This window comes from Chryseobacterium lathyri, assembly GCF_003290185.1.
Taxonomy (GTDB): domain Bacteria; phylum Bacteroidota; class Bacteroidia; order Flavobacteriales; family Weeksellaceae; genus Chryseobacterium; species Chryseobacterium lathyri.
On sequence record NZ_QNFY01000005.1, the window covers coordinates 243,623 to 256,441 of the forward strand.

Below are 12,819 nucleotides of genomic sequence, written 5' to 3' on the forward strand. Positions count from 1 at the left end.
AAAATTATGAAGCACCGCCTTGTCCGGGAACAGCAGCTCAGCTGTAATATAGAAACCGCCTGGGGATTTTTTTCCTCAGCTAATAATCTTTCCGAGATCACACCGAAAGACATGAATTTTATCGTCCTGACTACAATGGAAAATGATGAAATTTATGAAGGAATGCTCATCGATTATTACGTTTCGCCTTTATTCGGAATAAAAATGAAATGGCAGACAGAAATTATTAAAGTTGATTTTCAGAAAAGCTTTATAGACTTTCAGAAAAAAGGACCCTATAAGCTATGGCATCATCATCATGAATTCATTTCCAACGAAAAGGGCGTACTCATGAAAGATACCATTGATTATGAACTTCCAATGGGATTTTTGGGTGAAATAGCCCATCCACTTTTCGTTAAAAAGAAACTGGAACATATTTTCGACTACCGCAACGAAGTCCTGGAAAAAATGTTCAATAAAGTGTAAAATATGATAAAAGCCGCTCTGTGGAGCGGCTTTTATTATTATCTGACAACATCTGCATGATAAAGCAGAATGTTATTTATTTAACCAATTCGATATTAACAGCAGAGAATCCTTTTGGAGATTTTTCTTTCTCGAAAGATACTTTGTTCCCCTTTTTTACAGGATGTGCACAGCTGTTGTTGTGAAAGAAAACATTTTCTTTGCTGTTGTCTTCAGTAATGAAGCCATAGCCTTTCTCACTGTGGAAAGTGATGATCCCAGTTTTTCTGATTTCTTCTGCCATAATAGGAGCGGCACCAAGCTGGATCTCATCAATGTTTACTTCCTGTCTTTCTCTGTCTTCAGGAGGTGTAGAGGTAAGTCTTCCGAATTCATCTACATACATGAAAACATCTTCTGCACCCTTGTTGTTATTCGTTTTACGATCTTCGCGTCTCAGCGCTTTTTCTTTTTGCTTTTGAATTTTTTTCTTGAAATTTTCTTTTTTAGAAAAAGAGTCTGCCATAAATTATTCTAGTATTTAAATTTTATATTGTATTTGTTTACCTGATCTGCCAAGTCTTATAAAGCTGCAGTCGTCCGTCTGTTCTTCTTTATGAAATGAAGCGTCGAAAGCAGTTTGTTTGGGCGTTCATCAGTAAAAGAAGTGATTTTTAAAAAATGAGGCATCTGAAAAGCGGGAACTGAAAAGAAAGAATTTCTATACTGTAACAGAGGGCAAAGGCAGCGGCCTATTAATTAATATACAAATATACGATAATTAACTGAATAAACCTATTTTAAATCACTGATTATCAAAAATGTATTTTCTCATTTAAAAACGAGAACTGATTTCACTATTGAGTAGCAATAAAAATCCTCAGCATGCTGAGGATTGTGGAAAATAATATATTATAAAAATGAAGTGGTGTATAATATGTTCATACAGCAGCAAATGTTGTGCCTAAAAATCACATATTTTGGATTTTTTTTGTGTGGAAGCTCAATTTTAGAGCAGTTGAAGAGCGTATCCGGTTGGTATGTAATGTGATATATCCTTTACATGAGTAATATTTTAATAATTCATGTATAATGCATTAGATATGGTAAATTCGGAATTCACTGTCTAATCTAACTTTTATATGCACTTTTAAGCTGTTGGTACCTGATGTTCATCATTGTTTTTTGTGCTTTTTTAATTTAGATTCATGAAAAAAAACTTCTATCTCCGCGCAGCTTTGTCGGTTATTTTACTGATGCACAGTGTAGTATCTATTTTCAGTGGCGATGTTAATAATTTTGGACGTCTTTACCTCGATACCATAGGCTTCAGTCCTTTTGGACTTTACCTGGCCTGGGCTGTGAAGCTGATCCATCTTTTCTCAGTATTTCTGATCTGGTCGGAACGCTATGTAAAGGCAGTTTCTATTTGCAATATGATTATCCTGATTTTTGGAATTTATTTTGTGCATTGGCAAAATGGATGGTATGTTGTAGGCGGCGGAACCAATGGAATTGAGTTCAATATTCTTTTAATTTGCTGTTTTTTACAGCTTATTTTTACCAGAAAGGAAGAAAACTGCAGTTCATAGACCATTGCTGTGGGTTAAATGTTTAAATTTTTATTTTCCGCTGAAAGATGGTATTTTGCATAGTAAATCCTATCACACTCAATGCCAGGCAGAAAATCAAAATTATATATCCATTTACTCTTTTGGATACTGTACTATATTCTGGAAGTTTATCTGGACTTTTACTGGTCAAGATACCAGTTTCCTGATGCAAAATGGCAGATAAGGCTTCAGAATACTATTATTCTGGAACTTGGATATCTTCTGATTAAAATTCCGTTGGGTTATGCTCTTCTGTATGTGTACGAAAGAACTGGTCTCAAAAGATTTCTTGCCTGCATTCTCTCTGTTATTATTCTTATTGCGGCGGTTCTTGCCCACAGGTTTTTTACTCATTATATCATTTATCCCCATATTTATGGAATTGTTGAAACATTGGATGGCAAACAGCCTTCAGGATTTATCAACGGACTCGTGGCTTTTAACTCCTTTATGGATCTGATCTTTATGGCAGGCCTTATATTCGGCGTTGAAATTACAAGGCAAAAGAATCTGCTGAAAGAACAGATCTCAAAGCTGAAATCAGAAAAGCTGGATCAGGAACTTACCATGCTGAAGGCCCAAATCAATCCCCATTTTTTGTTCAATACACTGAATAATATTTACGGAATGGCCCTTAAAAAAGCTGATGAAACACCTGATGTGATCTTACAGCTTTCCAAAGTGATGCGGTATAATATTTATGAAGCAGCTGAACGGTATATTTCTATAGAAAAAGATGTAGAGAATATCAAAGATTTCCTCCAGATCCAGAAGATCCGGCACCATGGCCTTGTCATCCGTTTTAATGAGAATGTAGATAATCCTTCCCAGGAGATTTCGCCGCTTATTTTGATCCAGTTCGTTGAAAATGCTTTTAAACATGGTGTTTCAGAAACCCTTGGAAAGAGCTTTATTCATATTGATATCCAGCTGAACAATGGTGTTCTTCATTATCATATTGAAAATTCAAAAGAAGAAAAACCTCACGGAAATTCTACAAAAATAGGACTGAAAAATATCCGAAGACAGCTTGAACTGCTTTATCCAAAGCACATTCTCACCGTTGAAAGTACCAGTGAACGCTTTATTGTAACCTTAATTATTGACCTTAATGATACATTCCGCTTCTAAAAAATACAGTTGCCTCATCGTGGAAGATGAGCCGATAGCCGCAGAAATCCTGGAAAATTTTGTTTCAAGGGATGAAGAATTTCAGCTGGTGGCAAAATGTTCCGATGCTGTTTATGCCGGAACCCTTTTAAACAGGCATGATATTGATCTGATGTTTCTGGACCTTCATCTTCCGGTGGTAAAAGGCTTTGATTTCCTGAAAAAACTAAAAAATCCGCCTCTTGTTATCGTGACTACCGCTTATCACCAATATGCGGTAGAAGGCTATGAGCTTGATATTGTAGATTATCTGATGAAGCCTGTTCCTTACGAGAGGTTTACCAAAGCAATTGAAAAGTTTAAATACCTGATGAATGCTGAGGAAGCTTTATTGGAGGCAGCGGACCGGGAACATATTTTTATCAGTAGTGGAAAAAAACAAATTAAAATTGTTCTTCATGACATCTTTTTTATTGAAAGCTTACGAGAATATATTCACATTCACACCAAAGCAGGAACGATCACAGTGAAAATGCCGATCAGCAGGATAGAAGAAAATCTGGATCCTAAAATATTCGTGAGGATTCACAAATCTTACATTATTTCCAAGTCTAAAATTGAGGTACGTTCTGCCAGCATGATACAGGTGATGGGCAAAAAACTTCCGATTGGCAGGACATACAAGCCTTCCATTGAGTTGTAAGCCTTCATAGACTTAAAGCTTTATTTGATAGCTGTTTCTTTTCTTTTACTTTTATTTTGAGCAACTTTGAACTGTTAAATAGCAGTAAATAAAGATTTTAAGAGGAAAACCGATTGCAATAATTAGAATATATGTGGATGTTAGTATTCTGAGGAATACGGATTGGCTTAATCATATTAAGCCAATTTTTTATTTGGAATGATCCGAAAAAAAACCTCCGGTATTACAATTGGTACCGGAGGTTTTGGTTATATTTTAAGGACTATGAAACTTTCATTTCTTTTTTGTCCCGGATACTTTTAATAATAAAGAAAAGCCCCAGGAACAGAAACGGGATGCTTAAAATTTGTCCCATATTCAGGCTCATTCCTTTTTCAAAATCAACCTGGTCTACTTTTATAAATTCTACAAAGAACCTCACGATAAAGATGAGTAGAGTAGTGATGCCGAAATAAAAGCCCTTCCCGACCTTAAAGATATTTTTGGTATAAATGAAATACACAAGAAGGAAGATCATCAGATAGCAGACCGCCTCATACAGCTGGGCAGGATGTCTCGGAATGTTATCTATCTGTTTGAATATAAAAGCCCATGGTGCATTGGAAGGCGTGCCTATAATTTCAGAGTTCATCAGATTGCCCAACCGGATAAATGCTCCGGCCAGAGGAGTAGCAATAGCGATTACATCCAGAACAGTCATAAACTTAATGGAAAATTTTCTTGCATAGATGAGAAGCATAATTATAAGTCCAATTCCGCCGCCGTGGCTTGCCAATCCTGCATATCCTGAAAAATGGTAGGCTCCGTCAGCTCCTTTTTGGATCGGCAGGAATATCTCAATAGGATGCTGGGAGTAATAATCAAAATCATAAAACAGACAGTGCCCTAATCTGGCACCTACTAAAATTCCTATAAATGCATAAGAGAAAAGTGCTTCATGTGCCTGCTGACTTAGATTTTCTTTTTTATAAATGGTTTTTAGGATTGTGTAGCACAGAACAAGTCCAGCCAGAAATAGCACCCCATAATATTTAAGGGGAAATCCGGAAATATTGAAGATTTCAGGACTTACATCCCAGTTAACGTATAGCAAATTCATTGATGATGGTTGTGAAATTATTTTTTAGGGGACAAATATAGCAGGATATAGCCGTTTTTAAGGAACATAAGTGAGACTTTAGGATATTTTGGGGGAATATATCATGTTTTTAAGGATACAAAAAAACCTCTCACATTAAGTAAGAGGTTTTAACGGACATCAAATAAAAGTATTGCTACTTATCAGTCAATGTTCGTTTAAACGTTATATTCAAATTATGCTAACTTTACGTTAACTGCATTTAAACCTTTGTCGCTTTTTTGTACTTCGAAAACTACTTTATCGTTTTCACGGATAGATCTTGAATCTAAACCTGAAGAGTGTACAAAAATGTCCTTACCTCCATCTGATGGAGAAATAAATCCGAAGCCTTTTGCTTCATTGAAAAATTTTACTGTGCCTTCTTGCATTGTAATGGGTATTAAAAATTGTTGTATTAATTATTTTGAGGATTTTTTTCTTAAATTTCTTAGAGAAACCATCCATCTATTTTATTGTGATTTAATGTATATATTGGAATTTTTCAACAGGCATGATAAATCCTATCAGCTTCTGAATATTCGTTAAGTCGGAACGTTGTCCTTCATCACAGAAAGAAACGGCTGTTCCCTGGGTTCCTGCTCTTCCTGTTTTTCCAATACGGTTAACATAAGTCTCTGGTACATCCGGAAGTTCATAGTTAACTACATAAGGAAGTTCCTCAATGTCAATTCCTCTGGCGGCAATATCAGTGGCAACCAGAACACGGATCTTACTGTTTCTGAAATCTTCCACGGCCTGTTGTCTTGCCATCTGAGATTTGTTTCCATGGATCGCTGCTGCAAAAATTCCTGTACGCTCCAATTGTTTCACCAGTCTGTCGGCTCCCTGCTTGGTACGTGTAAAAACCAGTGAACGTAAAATAGATACATCCTGCAGTATATTGATAAGCAGATCAGCTTTCTGGGTCTTTTCAACGAAATAAACAGACTGGTTAATGGTATGCATTGATGATGGAACCGGATTTACTGTAATTTCTACAGGGTTCTTCAGCATGGCATCTGCAAATTTTTGGACGTCCGGCGGTAAAGTTGCAGAAAAGAACAAGGTCTGTCGTTTTTGTGAAACCAGCTTCAGGATTTTTTTTACATCCTCTGCAAATCCCATATCAAGCATTCTGTCAGCTTCATCAAGGACCAGTATTTCAATTTTAGAGAGATCAATATATCGTTGGCTTACCAAATCCAGTAGCCTTTCGGGAGTGGCAATAAGAATATCCACTCTTTTTCTGAGAGCAGCAAGCTGGCTTCCGGATAATACACCTCCAAAAATGGAAAGCTGTGATAATGGTAAATATTTACTGTAGACTTTAAAACTTTCTTCCAGCTGCAGGACTAATTCCCGGGTTGGTGTTAAGATTAAAGTTCGTATTTCTTTATGATCTGGTGTGTTTCTTTTTAATAACTGGAGAATGGGCATGGCAAATGCCGCCGTTTTTCCAGTGCCGGAATGGGCATAGCCTATAATATCCCTTCCTGCTAAAATATGGGGAACAGCAGTATACTGTATCTCTGTAGGTTTGGAATATCCGGCTTCTGTAACGGCACGGACTATAGGATTTATTAAATTTAAATTTTTAAAACTCATCATATTCTACCGGAACATCCGGTTCTGAGTGGCCAAATCGGTTAAGATCTGAATTGTTGTCTTGTATCAAAATAATGAATATCAGCTCTGATAAAGCACTATCTTTAATTATTATTTACTTTGCATTAACTTTGACAATAAATTCAGTTGGGAATATATTTGCTGAGCTTTGCAATATCATATCGTTCTTATTCTCAGGGGCAGGATTTTAAATCCGTACCGTTCTGAGCTTTATAACTACTTCTAACCTGAAAACCAAGGAAGCAGTATTAAAAATTATTTAAAAATAAGTTTTAATTGGGCAGCTGAAAAAGCAAAACTGAAAGAGAAAAATGAAGATTTTAAACTATTACAGAATAGCAAAAGGCAGAGACCTGTTTTTATAAATACTTTGCAAAGCTACAATAAAGAAATTGAATATTAATTGATTTAAATGATTGATTATCAAAAAATTATTCGTAGCTTTCGCACGTTAACTGAATTGTTTGCACCCAAGCGGATGATTTTAAATCCGTACTTATGCAGACCTCTGTTCCTACAACCAGCCCCCAACCCCAAACTTTACAATCTCACACAGACCAGCATGTGAGAATTGCATACTTCATTATGCTTCATCATAAGCCGGAAGTATTCAAAGCAATGTTTCAGAAGATCTATACAAGAGATCAATTTTACCTCATCCACATAGACCGTAAAGCTAAGGAGGAGTTTACCGATGAGATCCAGATGTATCTCATCAAGTTTCCCAATGTTTATATTCTGGAAAGCATCAATATTGTTTCCGGAGGCTTCAGTATGATCCAGGCTGAACTTGATGCCATGGAATTTCTGCTTAACGTCAACCAGGAATGGGATTATTTTGTTAATCTGAGCGGTGAAGATTACCCTTTGAAATCTCAGAATATCATCAGGAAGTTCCTTACAGCGAATAATGGAAGGAATTATCTTTTCTATTATGATCAGAAGTTTTACCGTCCGGATACTCTTAAGAGAATACAGAACCATTTTACGGAGCTTTCTTATAAGATTTCGTCTCTTATGTACAAAAGAGAATTTATGAAAGGAGTTACGCCTTATATAGGAGGGAAGTGGGTTATTTTTACCAGAGATACCTGTGCTTTTCTTGCCAATAATAAAAGAGTAATGAATTTTGAAGATTATTACCTTCATACATTTCTGCCCGCAGAATCATTTTTCCAGACTGTTCTTATGAATACTTCTTTTAACGATCTTATTGTAAATGATGATAAAAGAGCCGTCATAGAAAAACCAATATTCGGTAAAAAACAGACACCAGATGAGCTTATTCTTTTTCTGAAAGCTACGAACCACCTTTTCATCAGGAAAATAAATGAGAAAACAGAAGAAGAAGTTGTGAAATATATTGAAGAAAGCTACGATCTTCCTTTACCGAACATAGATGAAGTAGAAAGAGAGCTGAAAATTGATAAAAGACAGGATAATTAACTTCTGTATTTCCTCAAAATATTAATAGAGGTCTTAGATTTCGCTCATTACATACATATTCTCCATGGTAGGAACTGTACTGCCACCTTGCTTTTCAAGTGTTATAGCGAAGACCTGTGCTTTCGGAATATGGGCAAGAGCTGTTTTGCTGTCTTTTTCTTCAATGCATTCGCATTTTGATTTTCACCGTTCCAAGAGGTATTTTCAGCTTGTCCGATATTTCGTTCTGCGTATAGCCCTGGTAATATGCTAAGTCGATAAGTTTCTGTTTAGCAATCTCCAGACCTTTCAGTACATTATTAAATCCAATAAAATCAGATGAATTATTAGTCGTTGAAAGTTCTGCAGAGCTATATACGAAATCAGGAAGCGGCTGGTTTTTAAGTTCATTCTGAAAACCTTTCGATTTTAAATAATCTATAGCCGTGTTTCTTGCAATATTAATCATCCATGTATAAAATCTTCCTTTTGAAGAATCGTACTGATGGACAGCATTCCAGATTTTCACAAAAACATCCTGGATGATTTATATTTTTATGTTATTAATTCTTTTTAATTTTTATTCGTTAAAACCCCAATTACATGAAATAAAATTATGTTATATTAAATAAATTTTTAATTTTAGTATATCAAAAACACTAAGACCATGAAATCATGGACAATGAAAATTTTAACCCATTTGAGTTGCTCAATGACCAATTTAAGTATCCTTTTCCAACTTTGAAAGCCCTCATGCCAAACAGCTCCAGGAGATTACCGAAAAAAATGGATAGAGAATATCTATGGCTTTATGAGTAAAACCCCGAACTCCGCAAAAAGTATAAAAAAACCAAAACAGCACATATTTCTGCTCAATGGTTTCTCGTTACAATGCTATGGAATTTCCGGAAACCAGAGAATTGAAAGAAAAGTTAAGTCAATACAAATCTTATTAAAATACTTGATCTAAAATATTCAAATTTACAGCTAGAATGGAAGTTTGCCGATAGGGGTCTTATGAAATTTCCCTTCTATATTCACTTTTTTAACACTACAATTTAAAATACTATGAAAACAATTAATGTTCCAATTCCCAAGTACCCGTGGCCCTATTTAGTAGGCCCCTTTGTAGAGTCCTTTACACAGGATGAAATTGATTGGTACGACACAGACTTTACATTCATGTCTGAAGCAACAAGAGAGAAATACAAAAAGCATGGTCTAGCACAGGCAACATCTTATATGTTTCCCGGTGCAGACACAATAGAAAAGATACGTCCCATATGTCGATTTATGATCTGGCTGACTTTGTATGATGATTATTATGAATTATGTCCAGTTGATGAACTGGCAGTCATTAGAGATCGCATTATGGAAGTGATGTTGGGAGCTTCGCTCAAGTCCGATGATATAGGATTAATAAGGCAGGTAGCCTATTGCAGGGATGAATTTCGCCCCTATGCTAATAATGAATGGTTTGATCGTTGGACACAGGCTTTCTACCGCTATACCACATATGGTCTTATGGAAGAAACACCATATAAGCTGTCGGGTAAAATGCCTACTCTTAATAATCTTCTGCTTATCCGTGAATACTCCATATCTATGTATACATTTGGTGAACCGGTAGAATTAACTATTGATTTTATAATGCCAGGATATATTGCAGAGCATCCGGCTATTCAACGTATAAAAATGTTGATGTGCAGGATTATTGCTATTCAAAATGATCTTGCTTCTTTACAAAAAGAACTTGCAGTAGAAACTGAAATATTAAACATTGTCTTGGTAATACAACATCAGTACAAAATTTCCCTGGAAGAGGCATGTGTAGAAACAATACGGATACATGATGAATATGTTAAAGAGTTACAGGATATGGAAGCTAATCTCCCAGACTTTGGCATATATCAAAAAGATGTGGAGAAGTATATTTATTATATGATTCTAATGATTACAGGGTTAGGTGCATGGTATTATAAAGGAACTTCTTCGCGCTATACAGTGCCTGGAGCATTTCCAAAGCCGGAATATGGAATTGCATCTTCCAATGTGCCAGAGTAGAATGAATAGAGTCTGCATATTCATTCTGACCAAAAAAGAGCAAGACTACTGGATGGAGATTTCCAATTCTTGGGAATATCTTTTTGATCTTCATCCTCTAAAGTGAATCAAGCAGGGTCCAATACCAGTACTGCTTTTGGAGCAGCTTCAGGCTCTGCGGCTTATGATGAGATTTTAGTAGGAATTGAAGCTCAGGCAATTGGGGGTCTGTTTATTGTCTGAGATAATTTTTATTATTTAGGTGTGAGTCCTATCCTTAGAAAATTTCTGAGGATAGGATTTTTTTTAATTATTAATCTTAATTATAGAAAAATATTACCCAAAAGTGTAATTGACCTGCTTTGTTTTTATCACCAGCTTTACTATGAAATTAATAGTATAAACAGTATATCAACGGCATTTCTGCCGAAGACTCTACTGTAGAATTTGATTTGTACTCATACTGCTAATAAAAACAAAATTACCATGAAAACACTACATTTAAAAAGTCTGAAGATTCTCGTGAGCTTTTTCCTGCTCACTCTGTTTACCAGCCTGTATTCACAGCCTCCGGTACCTGTTGGCCGTATTTATGACCAGGCGCACCAGCAGAGCTTTGTTTTGTATAGTGACGGAATGACGGTGCAAGATGGCAATCCCATGAATAGAGGTATGGCGTATCGTGATCCGTCCGGAATGATGTATTTAAGGCTGCCGGCTGCCAATCCGTACCAAAAAGCTTTTTTCCTGGATTACAACAGGAATGTTATTGAGATTGATTATATCCAGGGGGCCAGGATTATTGGTTATTCAGACATTCAGCCACCACCAAATCCGATGATTAATTATGTTCCGCCGGCATACAACCCTAATGTTGGTATTCAGACAGCGAACGGTTTCCAGCCTTTACCGGAGCAGATTATAGACATCAACAATCCGTATGGTGATCTGATGATCACAAACGAGCAGACTGCTAAAAACTGTTACGACCGGTCAGTTGGTTTTAATGGTGCTCTGGACCAACAGAAATTTGGCGACTGCATGATTGAAAATATGGCCGGGAAAAAAGAGAATGAAATTTATAACTGTGTCAAAAATGCTTCAACACCGGAAGAGCAGGCTTTATGTCTTGTTGGCACTATGGGAGGCACAAATGAAAGAAGAATATCTGGATCTCTGCTGAAATGTTATAAGCAGTATGGAAACGACTATAGTAAATATCCGTTATGCCTGGCAGGTGAATCCTCGGATCCTGAGCTTCAAAAGCTTCTTTCCTGCGTGCAGCAGCAGGGCAGTTTTGGACAGGTGAACTTTATGAATACAGCCATGTGTTATGGAGCAAACAGGCTTAATATGAATACAGAATCTCAGATCGTAGTGCAGTGTGCTGTAACATCAGGCGGGCAGCCTTATGTTTTTGCCGGTTGTGCCGGTGGGCAGCTGATGTCAAGAGAGCTGGATAAATGCCTTACCAATGGAGTAGGCGGAGATTCCGGTTGCTTTGGTAAAAATAATGACATTGTAAAAGGTTTGAATAAAATTGGTTTAGAGCTACAGAATCAATTTGGTCCTAATAATGACATCGTGAAAACATGGAACAATACTGTCCACGACATTCAGTATGGTCCGGGTAAAAACCATGAAGCGGTAAAGGTCTTTACCAATGTCGGAAACGAGCTGGGAAAAGCAGGAAATAATATCGCAAAAGAAATAAAAAAAGTACTGCCGAAAATAAAATGGTGATTGCAGGAAGAGCTAATTTTTTTAATTTAATAAAAAACCTCTGAGAATCAAATGATTCCAGAGGTTTTTAGTACCCAGGACCGGGATCGAACCGGTACTCCTAAGAACTGGTGTTTGAGACCAGCGCGTCTACCAATTCCGCCACCTGGGCAAGTGTTAAATTGGTGTGCAAATATAGAAACTTTTTTTAATGTTCAAAAGCTTTTTAAGAGAAAAATTTTAAAATTCTATTTCCAAACCATCATAGGCCAGATGCATTCCCTCCGGAAGATCCTTATCTTCAATATCATGCAGCCCAAGATGATGGCTGATGTGAGTTAAAAATAATTTTTTAGGCTTAAGCTCCTTAAACAGGGCAATGACGTCAGGAAGGATAAAATGAGCTGGATGCGGATCGAATTTTCTGATGCAGTTTAAAACCAGCACATCCAGATTCTGCAGTTTCTCCTTTTCTATATCCGAAATAAAATTGGCATCCGTAATGTAGGCAAGGTTTTTAAATTTATATCCGAAGACTGTAATTTCATAATGAATTACTTCAACAGGCGTGATTTCGGTATCTAAAACGTGGAAAGGTTTATTTTCAATTTCATGGAGATCAAAAGCCGGCGCTCCCGGATATCTTATATCAGCGAAGGCATAAGGAAAGCGGTTTTTAATCTCATGTCCAACTCTGTGGAAGCAGTAAATAGGCATGTTTTTTCCACTTTTAAAGATCAGCGGACGCATATCATCAAGCCCGATCACATGGTCATTATGTTCATGGGTAAGAAGAGCAATATCTACAGTGTTTTCGTGGTTGAGAAGCATCTGTTCCCTGAAATCCGGACCGCAGTCGATGAGTATTTTTTTACTTTCCTCAGTAGTAATCATTACTGAAGAGCGGAAACGCCTGTCTTTGGGATTTTTGGAAGTACATACCTCGCATGTACAGCCTATAACGGGCACACCCTGGGAAGTACCGGTTCCTAAAAATTTCAACTTCATTT

Annotated in this window: 13 protein-coding genes and 1 tRNA gene; 7 read left to right on the top strand and 7 right to left on the bottom strand. The window is 36.7% G+C overall.

What is annotated here, in order from left to right; translation table 11 throughout:
* The first annotated feature begins 6 nt into the window (after window positions 1-6).
* Window positions 7-468, top strand: coding sequence for an SRPBCC family protein (locus DRF61_RS08755; protein WP_111956068.1), 462 nt, complete (start codon window positions 7-9; stop codon window positions 466-468).
* 76 nt (window positions 469-544) lie between these two features.
* On the opposite strand, the gene DRF61_RS08760 is transcribed toward DRF61_RS08755, so the two are convergent.
* Window positions 545-973: a cold-shock protein gene (locus DRF61_RS08760; protein WP_111956070.1), complete on the bottom strand. Its 429-nt coding sequence runs from the start codon at window positions 971-973 to the stop codon at window positions 545-547.
* A 682-nt stretch (window positions 974-1,655) separates the two neighbouring features.
* Here DRF61_RS08760 and DRF61_RS08765 point away from each other — a divergent pair.
* The 3 genes from DRF61_RS08765 (at window position 1,656) to DRF61_RS08775 (ending at window position 3,873) form a co-directional block, all read left to right on the top strand.
* Window positions 1,656-2,039, top strand: coding sequence for a DoxX family protein (locus DRF61_RS08765; RefSeq protein WP_111956072.1), 384 nt, complete (start codon window positions 1,656-1,658; stop codon window positions 2,037-2,039).
* A gap of 81 nt (window positions 2,040-2,120) precedes the next feature.
* Complete coding sequence (locus DRF61_RS08770) at window positions 2,121-3,191, top strand: sensor histidine kinase (protein WP_111956074.1); 1,071 nt, start codon at window positions 2,121-2,123, stop codon at window positions 3,189-3,191.
* Complete coding sequence (locus tag DRF61_RS08775) at window positions 3,172-3,873, top strand: LytR/AlgR family response regulator transcription factor (RefSeq protein ID WP_174772294.1); 702 nt, start codon at window positions 3,172-3,174, stop codon at window positions 3,871-3,873. The genes DRF61_RS08770 and DRF61_RS08775 overlap by 20 nt, the downstream gene beginning before the upstream one ends.
* A gap of 262 nt (window positions 3,874-4,135) precedes the next feature.
* Here the strand turns inward: DRF61_RS08775 and lgt are convergent, their stop codons facing one another.
* The 3 genes from lgt to DRF61_RS08790 all read right to left on the bottom strand — a co-directional run bounded on the left by lgt (window position 4,136) and on the right by DRF61_RS08790 (window position 6,598).
* Window positions 4,136-4,972, bottom strand: coding sequence for a prolipoprotein diacylglyceryl transferase (gene lgt, locus DRF61_RS08780; RefSeq protein ID WP_111956076.1), 837 nt, complete (start codon window positions 4,970-4,972; stop codon window positions 4,136-4,138).
* 215 nt (window positions 4,973-5,187) lie between these two features.
* The gene (locus DRF61_RS08785; protein WP_034704100.1) at window positions 5,188-5,382 is read right to left on the bottom strand and encodes a cold-shock protein; all 195 of its coding nucleotides are present in this window, start codon (window positions 5,380-5,382) and stop codon (window positions 5,188-5,190) included.
* Between the two features lie 91 nt (window positions 5,383-5,473).
* On the bottom strand, window positions 5,474-6,598 hold the full coding sequence (locus DRF61_RS08790; RefSeq protein WP_111956243.1) for a DEAD/DEAH box helicase: 1,125 nt from the start codon (window positions 6,596-6,598) through the stop codon (window positions 5,474-5,476).
* 519 nt (window positions 6,599-7,117) lie between these two features.
* On the opposite strand from DRF61_RS08790, the gene DRF61_RS08795 reads away from it, so the two are divergent.
* Entirely contained in the window at window positions 7,118-8,065 is a 948-nt protein-coding gene (locus DRF61_RS08795; protein WP_111956078.1) for a beta-1,6-N-acetylglucosaminyltransferase, read from the top strand.
* A gap of 160 nt (window positions 8,066-8,225) precedes the next feature.
* On the opposite strand, the gene DRF61_RS08800 is transcribed toward DRF61_RS08795, so the two are convergent.
* Window positions 8,226-8,591: a sigma-70 family RNA polymerase sigma factor gene (locus tag DRF61_RS08800; RefSeq protein WP_111956080.1), complete on the bottom strand. Its 366-nt coding sequence runs from the start codon at window positions 8,589-8,591 to the stop codon at window positions 8,226-8,228.
* Between the two features lie 521 nt (window positions 8,592-9,112).
* Here DRF61_RS08800 and DRF61_RS08805 point away from each other — a divergent pair.
* Both DRF61_RS08805 and DRF61_RS08815 read left to right on the top strand, forming a co-directional pair.
* Entirely contained in the window at window positions 9,113-10,108 is a 996-nt protein-coding gene (locus DRF61_RS08805) for a terpene synthase family protein (protein ID WP_111956082.1), read from the top strand.
* Between the two features lie 465 nt (window positions 10,109-10,573).
* Complete coding sequence (locus DRF61_RS08815) at window positions 10,574-11,830, top strand: hypothetical protein (RefSeq protein ID WP_111956084.1); 1,257 nt, start codon at window positions 10,574-10,576, stop codon at window positions 11,828-11,830.
* Between the two features lie 71 nt (window positions 11,831-11,901).
* On the opposite strand, the gene DRF61_RS08820 is transcribed toward DRF61_RS08815, so the two are convergent.
* Window positions 11,902-11,981, bottom strand: a tRNA-Leu gene (locus DRF61_RS08820).
* A gap of 68 nt (window positions 11,982-12,049) precedes the next feature.
* Window positions 12,050-12,817: an MBL fold metallo-hydrolase gene (locus DRF61_RS08825; protein ID WP_111956086.1), complete on the bottom strand. Its 768-nt coding sequence runs from the start codon at window positions 12,815-12,817 to the stop codon at window positions 12,050-12,052.
* Between the last annotated feature and the right edge of the window lie 2 nt (window positions 12,818-12,819).

Bases quoted from the DNA above. Each gene is read 5' to 3' on its own strand.
- DRF61_RS08785 (WP_034704100.1), bottom strand. From the start codon at position 5,382: ATGCAAGAAGGCACAGTAAAATTTTTCAATGAAGCAAAAGGCTTCGGA.
- DRF61_RS08775 (WP_174772294.1), top strand. From the start codon at position 3,172: ATGATACATTCCGCTTCTAAAAAATACAGTTGCCTCATCGTGGAAGAT.
- DRF61_RS08760 (WP_111956070.1), bottom strand. From the start codon at position 973: ATGGCAGACTCTTTTTCTAAAAAAGAAAATTTCAAGAAAAAAATTCAA.
- DRF61_RS08825 (WP_111956086.1), bottom strand. From the start codon at position 12,817: ATGAAGTTGAAATTTTTAGGAACCGGTACTTCCCAGGGTGTGCCCGTT.
- DRF61_RS08770 (WP_111956074.1), top strand. From the start codon at position 2,121: ATGCCAGGCAGAAAATCAAAATTATATATCCATTTACTCTTTTGGATA.
- DRF61_RS08795 (WP_111956078.1), top strand. From the start codon at position 7,118: ATGCAGACCTCTGTTCCTACAACCAGCCCCCAACCCCAAACTTTACAA.
- DRF61_RS08805 (WP_111956082.1), top strand. From the start codon at position 9,113: ATGAAAACAATTAATGTTCCAATTCCCAAGTACCCGTGGCCCTATTTA.
- DRF61_RS08755 (WP_111956068.1), top strand. From the start codon at position 7: ATGAAGCACCGCCTTGTCCGGGAACAGCAGCTCAGCTGTAATATAGAA.
- DRF61_RS08765 (WP_111956072.1), top strand. From the start codon at position 1,656: ATGAAAAAAAACTTCTATCTCCGCGCAGCTTTGTCGGTTATTTTACTG.
- lgt (WP_111956076.1), bottom strand. From the start codon at position 4,972: ATGAATTTGCTATACGTTAACTGGGATGTAAGTCCTGAAATCTTCAAT.
- DRF61_RS08790 (WP_111956243.1), bottom strand. From the start codon at position 6,598: ATGAGTTTTAAAAATTTAAATTTAATAAATCCTATAGTCCGTGCCGTT.
- DRF61_RS08815 (WP_111956084.1), top strand. From the start codon at position 10,574: ATGAAAACACTACATTTAAAAAGTCTGAAGATTCTCGTGAGCTTTTTC.